The 15,935-nt window shown below is 68.2% G+C and carries 14 protein-coding genes; 7 read left to right on the top strand and 7 right to left on the bottom strand.

Features of this window, described 5'->3' with window-relative positions; genetic code table 11:
• Positions 1 to 39 precede the first annotated feature (39 nt).
• The gene (locus tag HNR24_RS10250) at positions 40 to 228 is read left to right on the top strand and encodes a hypothetical protein (protein WP_182495698.1); all 189 of its coding nucleotides are present in this window, start codon (positions 40 to 42) and stop codon (positions 226 to 228) included.
• A 19-nt stretch (positions 229 to 247) separates the two neighbouring features.
• Here the strand turns inward: HNR24_RS10250 and HNR24_RS10245 are convergent, their stop codons facing one another.
• The 6 genes from HNR24_RS10245 to HNR24_RS10220 all read right to left on the bottom strand — a co-directional run bounded on the left by HNR24_RS10245 (position 248) and on the right by HNR24_RS10220 (position 6,827).
• Complete coding sequence (locus HNR24_RS10245) at positions 248 to 1,000, bottom strand: response regulator transcription factor (RefSeq protein ID WP_182496158.1); 753 nt, start codon at positions 998 to 1,000, stop codon at positions 248 to 250.
• 112 nt (positions 1,001 to 1,112) lie between these two features.
• Entirely contained in the window at positions 1,113 to 2,492 is a 1,380-nt protein-coding gene (locus HNR24_RS10240) for a sensor histidine kinase (RefSeq protein ID WP_310735427.1), read from the bottom strand.
• A gap of 34 nt (positions 2,493 to 2,526) precedes the next feature.
• On the bottom strand, positions 2,527 to 3,414 hold the full coding sequence (locus HNR24_RS10235) for an ABC transporter permease (RefSeq protein ID WP_182495697.1): 888 nt from the start codon (positions 3,412 to 3,414) through the stop codon (positions 2,527 to 2,529).
• Positions 3,411 to 4,322, bottom strand: a complete 912-nt coding sequence (locus HNR24_RS10230; protein WP_182495696.1) for an ABC transporter ATP-binding protein — start codon at positions 4,320 to 4,322, stop codon at positions 3,411 to 3,413. The genes HNR24_RS10235 and HNR24_RS10230 overlap by 4 nt, the downstream gene beginning before the upstream one ends.
• Before the next feature lie 35 nt (positions 4,323 to 4,357).
• Positions 4,358 to 5,653: a DUF418 domain-containing protein gene (locus HNR24_RS10225; protein ID WP_182495695.1), complete on the bottom strand. Its 1,296-nt coding sequence runs from the start codon at positions 5,651 to 5,653 to the stop codon at positions 4,358 to 4,360.
• Positions 5,654 to 5,741: 88 nt separating this feature from the next.
• Positions 5,742 to 6,827: an inositol-3-phosphate synthase gene (locus HNR24_RS10220; RefSeq protein WP_179441330.1), complete on the bottom strand. Its 1,086-nt coding sequence runs from the start codon at positions 6,825 to 6,827 to the stop codon at positions 5,742 to 5,744.
• 131 nt (positions 6,828 to 6,958) lie between these two features.
• Here HNR24_RS10220 and HNR24_RS10215 point away from each other — a divergent pair, with 131 nt between their 5' ends.
• Positions 6,959 to 8,449 (top strand): glycosyltransferase family 87 protein, encoded by a 1,491-nt coding sequence (locus HNR24_RS10215; RefSeq protein ID WP_182495694.1) that lies wholly within the window; start codon positions 6,959 to 6,961, stop codon positions 8,447 to 8,449.
• Here the strand turns inward: HNR24_RS10215 and HNR24_RS10210 are convergent.
• Positions 8,435 to 9,859: a CCA tRNA nucleotidyltransferase gene (locus HNR24_RS10210; RefSeq protein ID WP_058887897.1), complete on the bottom strand. Its 1,425-nt coding sequence runs from the start codon at positions 9,857 to 9,859 to the stop codon at positions 8,435 to 8,437. The two genes, HNR24_RS10215 and HNR24_RS10210, sit on opposite strands and share 15 nt — an antisense overlap.
• Before the next feature lie 123 nt (positions 9,860 to 9,982).
• On the opposite strand from HNR24_RS10210, the gene HNR24_RS10205 reads away from it, so the two are divergent.
• The 5 genes from HNR24_RS10205 to trxA all read left to right on the top strand — a co-directional run bounded on the left by HNR24_RS10205 (position 9,983) and on the right by trxA (position 15,896).
• Positions 9,983 to 10,537, top strand: coding sequence for an NUDIX hydrolase (locus tag HNR24_RS10205; protein ID WP_058887898.1), 555 nt, complete (start codon positions 9,983 to 9,985; stop codon positions 10,535 to 10,537).
• A 21-nt stretch (positions 10,538 to 10,558) separates the two neighbouring features.
• Positions 10,559 to 12,397 carry a murein biosynthesis integral membrane protein MurJ gene (gene murJ, locus HNR24_RS10200; RefSeq protein ID WP_083504647.1) on the top strand — a complete coding sequence of 613 codons (1,839 nt, stop codon included), beginning with the start codon at positions 10,559 to 10,561 and terminating at the stop codon, positions 12,395 to 12,397.
• 68 nt (positions 12,398 to 12,465) lie between these two features.
• Positions 12,466 to 14,430: a hypothetical protein gene (locus HNR24_RS10195; RefSeq protein ID WP_157075355.1), complete on the top strand. Its 1,965-nt coding sequence runs from the start codon at positions 12,466 to 12,468 to the stop codon at positions 14,428 to 14,430.
• Positions 14,431 to 14,544: 114 nt separating this feature from the next.
• A complete protein-coding gene (gene trxB / locus HNR24_RS10190; protein ID WP_375139275.1) occupies positions 14,545 to 15,555 on the top strand; it encodes a thioredoxin-disulfide reductase in 1,011 nt (336 codons plus the stop codon).
• Positions 15,556 to 15,569: 14 nt separating this feature from the next.
• A complete protein-coding gene (gene trxA, locus HNR24_RS10185; protein ID WP_058887901.1) occupies positions 15,570 to 15,896 on the top strand; it encodes a thioredoxin in 327 nt (108 codons plus the stop codon).
• Positions 15,897 to 15,935: the final 39 nt, after the last annotated feature.

Raw genomic sequence — 15,935 nt, 5'->3', positions numbered from 1 at the left:
GCCCGCCATCCTAATCAGGCGCCTTGCTAGCGTGTCGCAATGTCATCCCTCGACGTAGGCAACCTGCTCTTCACCCTCCTCATCTATTCCACTCTGGTGGCGATCCTCGCGCAGGTTCTGCACGCGGTCATCCGCTCGGCCGTGCGGAAGGCGCTGCGCGACCACGACTCCTACCGCCGGGAGCAGGCCCAGGCCGCAGATCGGTTCCGCAGCCAGCCCGAGACCTGATCCGCCGCCGCACCCCGGGCTAGAGCAGACCGGTCTGGAACACGTAGACCACGGCCTGCACCCGGTCCCGGAGCTGCAGCTTGGTGAGGATCCGGCGCACGTGGGTCTTGACCGTGGCCTCGGAGAGGAAGAACTTCGCCGCGATCTCCGCATTGGAGAGCCCCTCGGCCACGGCGAAGAGCATCTCGGTCTCACGCTGGGTCAGCGCCTCCCGCGGGACCCCATCATCCATCGCCTCAGCGATCTCCCGGCCATCGGGCAGGGAGCGCGCCGCGCCGTCGACCCCTGTGCGAACCCCGCGAGGCTGACCGGGGCGGGGGTCCTGTGGGGTTGGGGCCTCGGCCGGGACAGCCCCGCGCAGGTAGACCTCCAGCAGCCGCTGGGTGATCCGCGGGGCCACCACGGCGTCACCCTCGGCCACCACCCGCACCGCCTGGACCAGGTCCTCCGGGGTGACGTCCTTGAGCAGGAAGGCGCTCGCGCCGGCCTGCAGCCCAGAGAACGCGTATTCGTCGAGATCAAAGGTGGTCAGGATGATCACCCGGGTCTGCGGGAACTGCGCGACCACCCGGGTGGTGGCCTCGATGCCGTCCATCCGGGGCATCCGCACGTCCATGAGCACCACGTCCGGGCGGCGTGCCGGGTCAAGGGAGTTCAGCTCGTGCAGCGCCTCGATCCCATCGGCGGCCTCCGCCACGACCTCGAGGTCCTCCTCACCCTCCAGGATCAGCCGGAACCCCATGCGCAGCAGATGCTGATCATCGACCAGCATCACCTTCAGCGGCCCGCCGCGCGGCTCCTCCTGGGTCTGCGCGGGGTGAAGCTGTGCTGCCTGTGCCTGTGCGGGGTGTGCCGCGTCGTCGTCATGGTGGTTGTGCACCTGGTCATCCCTTCTGCGGCGGTTCCAGCACCGCGCGCACCATCCAGCCCCGGCGCGGTGCCGGGCCTGCGTAGACCGATCCGTTGTAGAAGCCTGCGCGCTCGGACATCCCGTGGATGCCCTGGCCGCTGCCCACCGATTCCCGGCGCTCCCCCTGCGCCGGGTGCACCCCGTCATCGGTGACGGTGAGCACCACCTGCCCGCAGGAGGGCATGCCCAACGCCGCCTGATCCGCCGCGCTGAGCCCCTGGGCGCTCAGCCGGCGCGACTCGCTGGGCTCAGGTCCGGGACGATGCTCGATCTGCACGCTGACATCGGTGACCTGGCGGCCGTAGCGCAGCACATTGGTCAGCGACTCCTGCAGGATCCGGTGCACGGTGAGACCGAACCCGGCGTCCTCGGGCAGGGAGGGGCCGGTCAGGCTCACCGTCAGCGGCAGACCTGCCTGGCGGAAGTTCTCATAGAGCTCCTCCAGCGATTCCCCGATCGGGCGGCGGGCTGCGCCGACGTCCTGACCCTCGCGCAGCACCCCGATCACGCGGCGCATGTCCCCCAGCGCGGTGCGCCCGGTCCCGGAGAGCTCCTCCAGGACCTCTCCGGCCCGGTGGGGATCCTTGCGGGCCACGATCCGGGCGCCGTCGGCCAGCGAGATCATCACCGAGAGGGAATGCGCGATCACATCATGCATCTCCCGGGCGATCCGGTTGCGCTCAGCCACCTGCGCCAGCTGCTGGTTTCGCCGGGCCCACTCCAGGACCTCCTGCTCGTGGCTGCGGCCGCGGCGCACGGCGGCGCCGATCCCCGCAGAGATCCCCACGGTGAAGAACATCATCACCGCCAGGATGCTCAGCGACTCGAACTCGCTGAGCCCCATCGGGTCGTAGTAGTTCTCCATCCACCAGCTGGGACCGTGCCGCTCCGTCCAGATCTCGGTGCGCAGGAAGCTCAGATAGCCCAGCACGCAGGCCGGCAGCCCGGTGATCAGTCCCACCAGCAGTCCGCGCTGCAGCGCCACGGCGTAGGCGGCGAAGCACAGCCCCCACATCTGCACGCCCTGCCAGGGGTAGAAGAGCAGCAGCGCGGCCTCAGCCAGGGCCACCAGGGCCAGCACGATGAGCGGGTGCGAGCGCCGGAAGCACAGGGCTGCCACGATCACCGCGTAGCCGGGCAGCAGCCACAGCGCGCCGCTGCCCAGATCGTAGAAGGCATAGGGGTAGACCCACAGCGTCAGCAGCACGTAGATCCCGATGACCACGGCGTTCATGGTCTTGGGATGCCGGCGGAACCACCCGCGGACCCCGCGGCCGCGCACGATGGCCAGGTCCTCGAACCCAGGGGGCATCGCCTGTGCGGCGGGGGATTCGGTGAGCGACGGGGTGATCACGGCGTCGACTCTACCGAGGCCGACGGCGCGAAGCTCAGGCATCGCGCCGGGTGAGCAGCAGCCATCCCGGGATCAGGACGACGCCGGCCCACACCAGCAGCAGCGCTCCGGCCAGCGCCGGGGGCAGGTCGCCGGCCATCGAGGCGCCACCGATGAACTGGCGCTGCAGCGCGAAGATCTCGAAACGCATCAGCTCGATGACCCACTGCGCGCCGTCGCTGATGCCCAGCAGCAGGCCCAGCACGATCGGCCCGCTGAAGAGCAGCAGACAGTAGGTGATCACCGCGCCGGCGGTGCTGCGCAGCAGGGCCCCGAGGCCGAACCCGAGCGAGGCGGTGATGATCACTGCGGCCCAGCTGCTGAACACCAGCCACCAGAGCGCGGGATCCAACAGCTCGGGCATCACGTCATAGAACCCGGCCAGCGGCAGCAGCACCAGGAAGCTCAGCGCCACCAGGACTGCAGTGAGCCCCGCGATGAACCCGCAGACCGCCAGCAGCTTGGCGGTGAAGAACATGCTGCGGTCGGGCACGGCGGCCAGCGAGGATCGGATCGAGCCGGTGCTGTGCTCGGAGGTGATCCCCACCGCGGCGAGCGCCCCCATCAGCAGGGTGACCAGGGTGAAGCTGGAGAAGACGTTCTCGAAGAGGGTGAACCCGTCCAGCGGCGCCGCGGAGTTCTGCAGTGCCGCGTCGGAGAGCTGCGCCCGGGAGCTGAGCACGGTGCCCAACAGCGTGAGCAGCATCATGCTCAGCGCGACGAGGCTGAGCCACCAGTTCAGCCGCAGGCTGGTCAGCTTCAGCCATTCCGCGCGCAGCGCCCGCGGGAAGCTCAGCTCTGCGCCGCCCAGCGCCGCCGGCGGTGCGGTGGTGATGCTGCCGGGGCCGGCGCTGCCTGGGGCCCGGGATGTGTGCGGGTTCATGAGAGTCCTCCGGAGCGATGTTCGACGTAGTCCCCGGTGAGCCTGAGGTATGAGTCCTCCAGCGAGGAGTGCAGCGGGGTCAGTTCATGGACCACCACGCCCAGCTCCAAGGCGCGGCGTCCGATGCTGCGGGCATCGACCCCGCGCACCTCGAAGGTCTCGGCGTCCTGACAGGTCAGGGTGACCTCCGCTCCGGCCAGGGCAGCCATCAGCGTCTGGGAGTCTTCGGTGCGGACCAGCACCGGGGTCTCCCCGGCCGTGTCGAGGAAGTCTCCCAGCGGCTGATCGGCGATGATCCGACCCTGCCCGAGCACGATGAGGTGGTCGGCGGTCTGTGCCATCTCCGACATCAGGTGCGAGGAGAGGAACACGGTGCGGCCCTGGCCGGCGAGCCGGCGGACCAGTTGGCGGACCCAGCGCACCCCTTCCGGGTCCAGGCCGTTGATGGGTTCATCGAAGATCAGCACCTGAGGGTCGCCCAGCATCGCCGCAGCGATGCCCAGGCGCTGACTCATCCCCAAGGAGTAGCCCTTGATCCGCCGGTCGGCCACCGAGCTCAACCCGGTCATCTCGATGACCTCCTGGACCCGGGACCTGGGGATCGCGTGGGTGGCGGCGAGGATGCGCAGCTGCTGCTCCCCGGTCCACCCGGGGTGGCCTGCCCCGGCGTCGAGCACCGCCCCGACCTCGCGCAGGGGTGCGCGGTGTTCGGCGAAGGGCTTGCCGTTGATGGTGATCTGCCCGGCACTGGGGCGGTCCAGTCCCATGGCCAGTCGCATGGTGGTGGACTTCCCGGCCCCATTGGGTCCCAGGAATCCGGTGACCCGACCCGGTTCCAGCGCGAAGCTGATGCCGTCCACCGCGGTTCTGCTCCCGTAGGTCTTGCTCAAGCCGCTGGCTGTGATCATGCTCCCACGCTAGATCCGCCCGACCCCCGGACACATCACGCTGAAGGATGATCCTGCGGGCGGCTCCGCGGGTTCGGTTTCACGGGAAACATCCTGCTGGAGTAGGTCCAGGCGCGCAGCGGCGCCTCCAGGGGGCCACGGGTGAAGAAGTGCAGCCACAGTCGTGAGAGCCCCAGCTGGCTCAGCCACAGCAGGACGACGACGGCACCCACCTGGCTGGCGCTGAGCTCTCCCGCCAGTCCCAGGCCCAGCGGGGCGCCGAGCGCGGAGAAGATCAGCGCGAGCACCAGGGACTGTCCCAGGTAGTTGCTCAGCGACATCCGGCCGGCCGGCGCCAGCAGCCGCACCAGCCATACGAACCCCCGATGACGCAGGATCAGCAGCGCTGCGATCACATAGCCGGTGGCCTGCACCGGGCCGGCCAGGAAGATCAGTCCCGAGCTGAGCGTCTCCGCTCCGAGCCCGCCGGAGTCGGCGCCCCAGAGCATCCACGCGGCGCTCAGGCTGAGCGCGCCGCCCACCGCCAGGGCGGGAAGCATCAGCGCGAGCAGCCGCGTCGTCGGAATCTCCCCGGCGATGATGCGCTCCAGCATCCGGGCGCGCCCGAGCACCAGGCCGAGCAGGAAGGCGGCGAGCGCGACCGGGCCCTGCACCAGCAGGATCGAGGGCGCGACCAGGGCGTAGGCGCCCAGCTGGAAGGCCAGGTAGCTGCCCAGACTCCCGGTATAGCCCGCGCGGGCCTCCTCGGCGGACACGATCAGCCCGGAGCTCGCCCCCGTGGCGCTCTCCATCATGGCCCCGTCGATCATCCCGGAGGACTCCATCACCGCGGTCAGCGCGCCGATGCCGAGGATCGCCAGAGCCACCACGGCCCAGAGCCCGCCGGCCAGCAGCAGCGCGGCGCGGGTGCTGATCCCACGCAGCCCCAGCAGCGCGAAGCCCAGCACCGCGTAGGCGAGCAGGATGTCCCCGACGAAGAGGAAGATCCCGTGCAGCACACCGAGGACCGCCAGTCCCAGGAAGCGACGCTGGGATCGCGAGACCTCACTGACCCCGGCGCGGTGCGCAGAGCCGGATTGCAGCACGAAGGAGAGGCCGAAGAGGAAGGAAAAGATCACATAGGACTTGCCCTCGAAGATCGCCGTGGCCGCAAAGGCCACCCATTGATCCGCACCGGCGAGCCCGGCGTCCCCGCCGACGTCCTGGCTCAGCCCGGCCGAGCGCCCGCCGCCGGTGAGGTTCTCCGGGAACACGAAGTACCAGACGTTGACGGACAGGATTCCCAGCAGGGCCAGGGCGCGCAGCGCGTCGACGGCGTGAAGTCTCTCCATCCCCCCAAAATACCGGGGCTTACGTGGTCTACCGGGGACACCGTCCGCACGGTAGACCACGCAAGCCCCGGTAAAACGGTGGGGAGGGTCAGCGGTCGATCTCGCCCCGGATGAAGGCCTCCACCTTCTCGTGGGCGACATCATCGTGGAACTGCTCCGGCGGGGACTTCATGAAGTAGCTCGAGGCAGAGAGCAGCGGCCCGCCGATGCCACGGTCCAGCCCGATCTTCGCCGCCCGGATGGCGTCGATGATCACCCCGGCGGAGTTCGGTGAGTCCCAGACCTCCAGCTTCAGCTCGATGGAGACCGGGGCGTCGCCGAAGTTGCGACCCTCCAGGCGGATGAACGCCCATTTGCGGTCATCGAGCCACTGGATGTAGTCGCTGGGCCCGATGTGGACATCGCGGTCCGCCAGGGGCGCCGAGGTGTTGGAGGTGACCGCCTGGGTCTTGGAGATCTTCTTGGACTCCAGCCGGTCGCGCTCGAGCATGTTCTTGAAGTCCATGTTTCCGCCGACGTTCAGCTGATAGGTCCGGTCCAGGTGGACCCCGCGATCCTCGAAGAGGTGGGCCAGCTCTCGGTGCGTGATCGTCGCCCCGATCTGTGACTTGATGTCGTCTCCGACGATCGGCACTCCTGCCTCGGTGAACTTGGCTGCCCATTCCGGAGTCCCGGCGATGAAGACCGGCAGGGCGTTGACGAAGGCCACGCCGGCGTCGATCGCCGCCTGGGCGTAGAACCGAGCCGCCTCCTCGGAGCCGACCGGCAGGTAGCACACCAGCACCTGGACCTGCGCCTGCTTCAGCGCGGCGACCACGTCCACCGGTTCCGCGGCGGACTCCTCGATGGTCTCCCGGTAGTACTTCCCGAGTCCGTCCAGCGTCGGTCCACGCTGGACCGTGACGCCGGTGTGCGGGACCTCGGCGATCTTGATGGTGTTGTTCTCCGAGGCCGAGATCGCCTCCGCCAAGTCCAGGCCGACCTTCTTGGAATCCACGTCGAAGGCCGCGACGAAGCTGACATCGCGCACGTGATAATCCCCGAAGCGGACATGCATCAGCCCGGGAACGTTCTGATCATCAGGAGCGTCCTTGTAATACTCCACGCCTTGGACCAGTGATGCCGCACAGTTTCCGACGCCGACCACGGCGACTCGGATGGGTTGTTCTGCCAAAAGTTCTCTCCTTGGTGTCCTGATAGCCCCCGGTGCGTGACGCATGGGAACCTGAAGGTGATCTCAGTCATAGAGGTGTCTCCGAGAGTGAAGCCTATAGCCCGTGGACCCCGAGGGTTATCGTGGAGCCGATGACCCAGTCCCCGAAGACCCCGACACCGGTCGCCGCGACCCGGGACGATCCACTGCTGCGGCACCTCTCGGAGCGCCTCGGCGGACCCGCAGGCAGCCGGCTGCGCCCCCGGCGATCCCCCGCCCCGGTGCTGCTGGGGCTGACCCTGCTGGGGATCCTGCTCTCCGCGCTGACCAGCCAGTACTGCCGGATCAACGGCTGGGGCGGGGTCGAGGTCTATCACGCCGGCTGCTACTCGGACATCAGTGCGCTCTTCGCTCAGCGCGGGCTCGACGACGCGCCGTGGGGCCCGCTGCTGGGCACCGGTTATTTCGAGTATCCGGTGCTCACCAGCCTCATCGCGGCGCTGCTGGCCGCCGCGACCCGGTTCCTGCTCGCCCAGGAGATGACCGCGGCACTGGGCTGGAGCGCCGAACGCGGCTCGCTGCTGTACTGGGATCTCAGCTTCGCCGCCGCTGCGGTGGCGTGGCTGGTGCTGGTGCTGGTGGTGATGAAGGCCGCGGGCGCACGGCCCTGGGACGCTGCGATAGTGGCGGTCTCTCCTGCGGTGATCTTCGGCATCGGGATCAACTGGGACATCTGGGCGGTGACCGCGATGGCGCTGGCCATCCTGGCCTTCCAGCGCGGAGCCCATCTCAGTGCCGGGGTGATGATCGGCGTCGGGGTCTCCTTCAAGCTCTTCCCGCTGTTCATACTGGGCGCCGTGCTGGTCCTGGTGCTGCGCCGCGACACCGGCCTGGGCTTCGGGGTCTTCCTGCGGGTCCTCGGCGCAGCGGTGGTCAGCTGGCTGATCCTGAACCTGCCTGCGATGGCCCTGAGCTTCAGCGCCTGGTCTGAGTTCTTCGAGCTCTCCGCCGAGCGCGGCGCCGGATACTCCTCGCCCTGGTACCTCTGGCAGCTCATCGCTGAGGGCCGGGGGGCCTCCGGGCTGAGTGCGACGGCGATCTCGGGATTCTCACTCGGGCTCTTCGCCGCCGCCTGCGCGGGCATCCTGCTGCTGGGTCTGCGCGCCGAACATCCCCCGCGGATGGTCCAGCTGCTGTTCCTGATCGTGGCGGCGTTCCTGCTGCTGAACAAGGTCTACTCGCCGCAGTTCATGATCTGGCTGGTTCCGCTCATCGCGCTGGCGGCGCCGCGCTGGCGGGATGCGCTGATCTGGCAGGGGTTCCAGCTGCTGCACTTCTGGGCGGTGTGGATGCACCTGGCGGGCATCGTCGGGGATCACGAGGCGCAGCATTCCTTTGACACCGCGCTCTACATCACCGCGGTGCTGGGCCACATCGGTGCCACGCTCTACCTGATGATCCAGGTGGTTCTCGACATCCTGCGCCCCCAGCGAGACCCGGTGCGCAATGCCGGTCGCGGCCCAGAGGCCGGTGCCGTTCGCGGGCCTGAGCCTGGTTCTGCACGCGCTCGTGAGCCAGACTCCGCTCACGCTCCCCAGCCTGGCTCCGCACCGGGGCCGGCGCCAAGCTCAGAGCTGCGCTGAGGCCCACTCCTTCAGGATCTCCACGGCCTCTGCCTTCTCCACCGGTCCGTGCTCCATGCGGTGCTCGAGCAGGAACTTATACGCCCGGCCCACCTCGGGTCCTGGAGCGATGCCCAGCACCTCCATGATCTGTTCCCCGTCCAGGTGCGGCCGGATCCGGTCCAGCTGTTCACGTTCGGCGAGTTCCACGATGCGCGCCTCGAGGTCGTCGTAGGCGTGGTCGAGCCGGGCCGCCTTCTTCTTGTTCCTGGTGGTCACATCCGATCGGGTGAGCCGGTGCAGACGCTCGAGCTGGTCTCCGGCGTCGGTGACGTAGCGGCGCACCGCGGAGTCGCTCCACCCCTGGTCTCCGTAGCCGTAGAAGCGCATGTGCAGCTCCACCAGCAGGCTCACCGCGGCGATGCTGGCCTTGTCGAAGCGCAGCTCCTGCATCCGACGCCGGGTCTGCTTGGCCCCGACCACGTCGTGGTGCCGGAAGCTGACCCCGCCACCGGGTTCGAAGCGCCGGGTCTTGGCCTTGCCCACGTCGTGCATCAGCGCCGCGAAGCGCAGCACGAAGTCAGGCCCGGGCACCGGGCCGTCCTCGTCGGTCTCCAGGGCGCAGGCCTGTTCCAGCACCTGCAGCGAGTGCTGGTAGACATCCTTGTGCCGGTGATGCTCATCGTCGGTGAGCCTCAGCGCGGGCAACTCCGGGAGCATGATCTCCGCGAGCCCGGAGTCCACCAGCAGGTCGATCCCGGCACGCGGGTCCGCGCCGCAGATCAGCTTGACCAGCTCCTCGCGGATCCGCTCTGCGGAGACGATGCTCAGCCGGGCAGACATCTCGGTCATCGCGGCGAGCACCTCTTCGGCGACCTCCATGCGCAGCTGCGAGGCGAAGCGCGCCGCGCGCATCATGCGCAGCGGGTCATCGGAGAATGACTCCTCCGGCGTGGCCGGGGTGCGCAGCACGCCCAGGTGCAGATCCTTCACGCCCCCGTGCGGGTCCACCAGTTCGAAGCCCGGCAGCTTCAGCGCCATCGCGTTGACCGTGAAGTCCCGCCGGATGAGGTCCTCGCCCAGGTCGGTGCCGAAGTTGACCTGCGGCTTGCGTGAGCCAGGGTCGTAGGCCTCGGCGCGGTAGGTGGTGATCTCGATCGAGTCCGCGCCCTTGCGGATCCCGATGGTGCCGAAGTCCCGGCCGATGTCCCAGTGCGCGTCGGCCCAGCCGGAGACCGTCGCGATGATCTCATCCGGGGTGGCGGCGGTGGTGAAGTCCAGGTCCGGGGAGGTGCGTCCCAGGAAGAGGTCCCGTACGGGACCTCCGACCAGGGAGAGCTCGAAGCCGTGGGCGGCGAAGCGTTCGCCGAGTTCGACGACGACCTCGGGCAGCCAGGCGCCGTCGGGGAAACCAGAGGGAAGGTAAGGCATAGCGGAAACAGTGTCCCATATGCCTCGCCGAGCACCGCTCCCACCCGCCTCAGCACTGGGATCCACGCCCGGCGCGGGACATCGCGCCGTGATCTCGGCGGCGATCCGATTAGAGTGTTCGGTATGAACAGACCGGAGACCGGCGATGAACGGCGCACCCCATTGACGGTGTCAATGGGTGCCCGGCGCGTGCCGGCCCGCCAGAGCACCCGGCAGCAGGGGAGCCTTCCCACGGTCGAGGAGGTCAGCGCAGGAGGCGTGGTCATCCGTCCCGCATCCCCCGGTTTCGAGGTGGCCATCATCGCGCGCTACAACCGGGGCGGACGCCTGGAATGGTGCCTCCCCAAGGGCCATCCCGAGGGCTCAGAGACCTTCGAGGAGGCCGCGCTGCGCGAGGTGGCCGAGGAGACCGGGGTTCAGGGCGCCATCCTGACCTCCCTGGGCAGCATCGAGTACTGGTTCACCGTCCCCTCGCACCGGGTGCACAAGACGGTGCACCACTACCTGATGGAGGCTGTGGGCGGGGAGCTCAGCATCGAGAACGACCCCGACCATGAAGCCGTAGACGTCGCCTGGGTGGACATCGACGCGCTGGAGCGAACGCTCTCCTTCCCCAATGAGCGCCGGATCGTGAACCTCGCGCGTCAGGTGATCGATGAGTCAGTGCAGTCCAGCTGACCCGGCTATAGTCCTCTGACGATGACTGCTGCTTCCCCCCATCAGACCGACCCGGGCGCTCCGCCGCCTCCGCCTGCGACTCCGGCGACCCCGGACGGCACCGCAGCCAGCGAGAGCTCCGCAGAGCCCGTCGGCCCCGCGGACGCCTCCGGCTCCGCCTCCGACCCTGCGGCGGATCAGAGCCACCTGCCCGCCAAGGGGCTGGCCCGGGCCAGCGCGATCATGGCAGCGGGGACGCTGGTCTCCCGAGTGCTCGGCTTCGTGCGCACCGCGCTGCTGGCGGTGGCCATCGGGTCCACCACTCTGGTCGCGGATGTCTTCGAGAAGGCCAACACCGTCCCCAATGTGATCTACCTGCTGCTCGCCGGCGGGATGTTCAACGTGGTGCTGGTCCCGCAGCTGATCAAGGCCGCCCGGCGCCCCGACCGGGGCGCGGACTACACCTCCCGGCTGCTCACGCTGACCACCACCGTGCTCGCGGTCTTCACCGTGCTGCTGACCCTCGCGGCGTACCCGATCGTGCTCGCCCTGACCCGGAACTGGACCGAGCCGATGCTCGCCCTGGGCACTGCCTTCGCGATCTGGACGCTGCCGCAGATCTTCTTCTACGGGCTCTACGCGGTGACCGGACAGGTGCTCAACGCCAACGCCCGCTTCGGCTGGTACATGTGGGCCCCGGTGCTGAACAACCTGATCGCCATCGGGGTGATCCTCAGCTTCATCATCACCTTCGGCCGGTATGCCGCCAGCGACGACCAGCTCACGGAGTGGACCGCGCAGCAGACCATCTGGCTCGCCGCCGGGCACACCGTCGGGATCATCGCCCAGGCGCTGCTGCTGCTGTGGCCGCTCTCCCGGCTCGGGCTGAAACTGCGCCCGAAGTTCGGGCTCAAAGGGATGGGCCTGGCCTCCACCGGCCGGATCGCCGGGTGGACCCTGGTGACCATGCTGGTCGGCAACATCGCCAACCTGCTCTATATGCGCCTGATCTCCGGAGCGACGGCGACCCGTGAGGGGATGGGGGAGCTCGGCGCCTCGGTGCCCGGTGAGTACGCCGCCAACGTCGCCGAGCTGATCGCGATCCTGCCGCACTCGGTCTTCGTGCTCTCCATCGCCACGGTGCTCTTCAACCAGCTCGCCCGCGCGATGGACCTGGGCCGCTATTCCCGGGCCCGGGAGATCATCAACGAGGGGCTGCGGATCTTCGCGATCCCCGTGATGTTCTGCATGGTGGCCGTCTTGGTCCTGGCCGGCCCGCTGGGCCGGATCTTCGGCGGTGCCGCCGCCGACGCGAACCTCGCCGGCGCCGCCATCGGGCAGCTGCTCGTGCTGCTGGCCCTGGGCATGCCCTTCCGCTCCGCCAGCTTCTACCTGATGCGAGTCTTCTACTCCGCGGAGGACGCGAAGACCCCGATGCTGATCTACGCGATCATCGCGGCGGTGGGCCTGAGCACCGCCTACGGGCTGGCCCAGGTGGTCCCCGACGAGCTGATCCCCTACCTGGTCATCGGACTCTTCACCGCGCTGCACATGCTGCAGTACCTGATCTGCCACCTGCTGGTGGTCCGCCGCTGGGGCGGCTTCGACTTCGCCTCGGTGCTGGGAGCGTATCTGCGTTCCGGGGCCTGCGCGGCCACCGCCGGGCTCGCCGGGGCGGCGACGCTGTGGCTGCTCGGCGGCTACACCTGGGGCTTCGCCTGGAACTCCATCTTCACCGCGGTGATCAGCTGCGCCGTCGTCGGGGTGGTGATGGCAGTGGTCTTCGTGGTGATGCTGCGCTGGCTGCGCGTGGAGGAGTTCACCGCTGCCATCGCGCCCCTGGCCAGGCGCGTTCCAGCACTGTCCCGCCTGGCCCGGTAGGCTTGGGATGATCAGTTGCTGGCCGTCCTGAGCGGTGGCCAGGATGTTTCCCGGACCGAGGAGAACTTGTGGCGCAGCCTTTCGGCGTCGGCGATCTAGTGGGTGGGCGCTACCGCGTCACCCATCACGTGGTGACGTCTGCCGACCAGGACATCGTCTTCCAGGCGAGCGATGAGGTCCTGGACCGAGATGTGAGCATCCTGCTGGCCTCACGCTCGAACGCCAAACAGGTGGCCACCTCGGCACGGGAACTGGCGATGGGGTCACGAGACTCCGAGGTCCAGGTGCTCGACCTCGGCCTGACCGATGAGCGGACCTACCTGATCTCCACCCTGGTGGACCCCAACACTCTGCTGGATCTGGTGGTCCCGGACACCGCCCCCTACGTGGAGCCCTTCTTCACCGACTCGTTGGGATCCGAGCTCTTCGGGCAGTCCCGGGTGATGGAGCCCGAGACCTACGAGGACGACGACGAGTACTACGCCGGCCTGCACGCCGGGGCCTCCGATGATCGCTCCCAGGACGCCGCACGCCGCTTCCGACGACGTCGGCCCGCCTTCCTGGACAAGGTGTCTGACTCCTTGAATCGACGGCTGAACACCGAGAACGACGCCGCCGCGCTGGCCATGGCCGCAGGCCAGAAGGATCCGGAGCACACCGCAGTCGCGGACTTCCTGCGCCTGGACATGGAACTGACCTCCGCCGACCCGGCTGCCGACACCCCGGAGGACTTCAGCGGCACCCGTGAGATCGCCTCGACTGCACCCACTGGCTCCGCCACACCCTCCGCCGCTGCAGCAGCCCCGGCAGCACCCTCCTCAGCGCCGGCGTCAGCAGCTCAGGCCCCGGCGACGGAGCCTGACAGAGCCTCCGAGGGCACACCCGTCTCCACCGCCTCCACCGCCTCCAGCGCCTATGGGGAGGCGCCTTCCCACGGGGAGGCCTCAGGTGCAGCCGGTGCCCGTCAGGACGAGCTGGACGGGGATGAGGTCGTGGACAATCCCCCGGACTCCCCGGTCGAGACGTTCAACCCTCCGCCAGGCCCACCGGAGGCCTCGCAGCCCCCGCTGCCCGGACCGCCGCGGTCGCGTCGCCTCAATGAATCGGTCTCCTTCACCGGTCTGATCCGGCCGGTCCCGCGATTGGACGAAGAGACCACGATGCAGGGGCCCGCTGAGCCCTCCACAGGCTCGAATGCGGACACTGCAGGGGCAGCAGGCGGCAGCACGGTCCCCGCCGCCGGTGCAGCCGCTGCTGCATCCTCTGGGGCGGCCTCTGATGGCGCCGCGGGCTCACGCTCGGTCCCTGCGACCGCAGAGCCTGCTGACACGGACTTCCGGGATGAGAAGCCCGGAATAGGACGCTGGATCACCGCTGCAGGGCTTGCCGCGCTGTTGCTGATCGCCGCCGTGGTGATGTTCTTGAACCTGCGCGGCGGGGAGTCCGAAGACACCGCCGCCACTGCAGATCAGAACCAGGAGGAGGCTGACGAGGAGGCTGCAGCAGAGGGCTCCGACGAGGCCGGGGATCAGGAAGCCTCTTCCGAGGAGTCCGCACCCGCGGAGACCGTCGGTCCAGAACCGGAGATCGCGGGCATCACCCGGGTTGTGCCGGATTCCCCGGATCTGATCGCCGATCGCGACGGCCAGCTCTCCAACCTCTTCGACGGCGACCCCTCCACCACCTGGGTCACACTGTCCTTCGCCACCGCTGATTTCGGTGGCTTCAGCTCAGGCGTCGGCCTCATCGCCGAGCTGGAGGAACCCACAGAGATCTCCTCCGTCACGGTCAACCAGGTGGGCGAGAGCTCCGGGGGCGCCTTCGAGGTCCTGGTCAACGATTCACCCAGCTTCGAAGGTGCCCAGCAGGTCGCAGAGGGCACCTTGAACTGGGACGAGACCACAGTGGAGGTCGACGCCGAAGGTGCGGCAGGCTACGTGATCATCAACATCACAGAGCTGCCGAGCCAGGATTCGCCCAACGCCGACGGACTTCCCTTCAGCACCGAACTGGCACAGATCCGCATCGACTGAACCCTCACTGCGGTGGGGTGCCGGACATGGCTCCAGTAGGCTGGCGGGTGATGGAATAGGGTGAACATCGATGATGTTCAATATTCCAGACACCACGACCGTTGCTAAGGACATGTGATTGTGACTGAACAGACCCCTGACCAGGTTCATGACGTGGTCATCATCGGCTCCGGCCCTGCTGGCTACACCGCGGCCGTCTACATGGCCCGTGCAAACCTGAACCCCATCATCCTCACCGGCTCTGTGACCGCAGGTGGGGAGCTGATGAACACCACAGAGGTGGAGAACTTCCCCGGCTTCCCCGAGGGCATCATGGGCCCTGACCTGATGATGAACATGGAGCAGCAGGCCCGCCGGTTCGGCGCGGACATCCGCCACGAGGATGCCACCGAGCTGCTCCTGGATCAGCCGATCAAGCAGATCACCACCGGTGCCGGGGACGTGCTGCATTCCCGCGCCGTCGTGCTGGCCACCGGATCCGCCTACCGCGAGCTCGGCGTGCCGGGCGAGAAGGCGCTCTCAGGCCACGGCGTCAGCTGGTGCGCCACCTGCGACGGCTTCTTCTTCCGGGAGCAGAACATCGCGGTGGTCGGCGGCGGAGACTCCGCCATGGAGGAGGCTCTGTTCCTCACGAAGTTCGCCTCCAAGGTCACCGTCCTGCACCGCCGCGGTGAACTGCGCGCCTCCCAGATCATGGCGGACCGCGCGAAGGCCAACGAGAAGATCGAGTTCATCTGGAACACCGAGGTCACCGAGGTCCAGGGCGAGGGCAAGGTCAGCCGCCTGCTGCTGCGCGACACCACCACCGGGGAGCCATCCTCCCTGGATGTGACAGGTGTCTTTGTGGCTATTGGTCATGACCCCCGCACCGAGCTCTTCAAGGATCAGATCACGCTGACAGAAGAGGGCACCGCTTGGGTCGAGGGGCGCACCTCCAGGACCTCGCTGCCCGGCGTCTTCGCCGCCGGAGATGTCCTGGATCCGACCTACCGGCAGGCGATCACCGCTGCAGGTTCCGGCTGTGTGGCGGCCCTCGACGTCGAACACTGGTTGGCCGACACGCTGAACTCTGAGGCCGCCAAGGTGCCGACTCCCCCTACCAACACTGCCCCCGTACCGTCCTAAGAAAGGAGATCTACATGTCAGATCTCAAGAACGTCACCGATGCAAGCTTCGAGCAGGACGTCCTGCAGGCCGATAAGCCGGTTCTGGTCGATTTCTGGGCCGAGTGGTGCGGCCCCTGCCGCATGCTGACTCCGATCCTGGAGGAGCTGGCGGCCGAGAATCCGGAGAAGATCGAGGTCGTGAAGGTGAACGTGGATGAGAATCCCGGCACCGCGGCCAAGTTCGGGATCACCTCGATCCCTGCGGTCTACGCCTTCAAGGGCGGCGAGCACGTGCAGTCTTCGATCGGCGCGAAGCCCAAGCAGGTCCTCGAGCAGGAGTTCGCTGATTTGCTGAAGTAGCAACCGGCCCCGAACTTCGGGGCTCTTACAGGTGGGGCC

The organism is Nesterenkonia sandarakina (assembly GCF_014138825.1).
GTDB lineage: Bacteria > Actinomycetota > Actinomycetes > Actinomycetales > Micrococcaceae > Nesterenkonia > Nesterenkonia sandarakina.
This window is presented reverse-complemented; position numbering and strand designations above follow the sequence as displayed.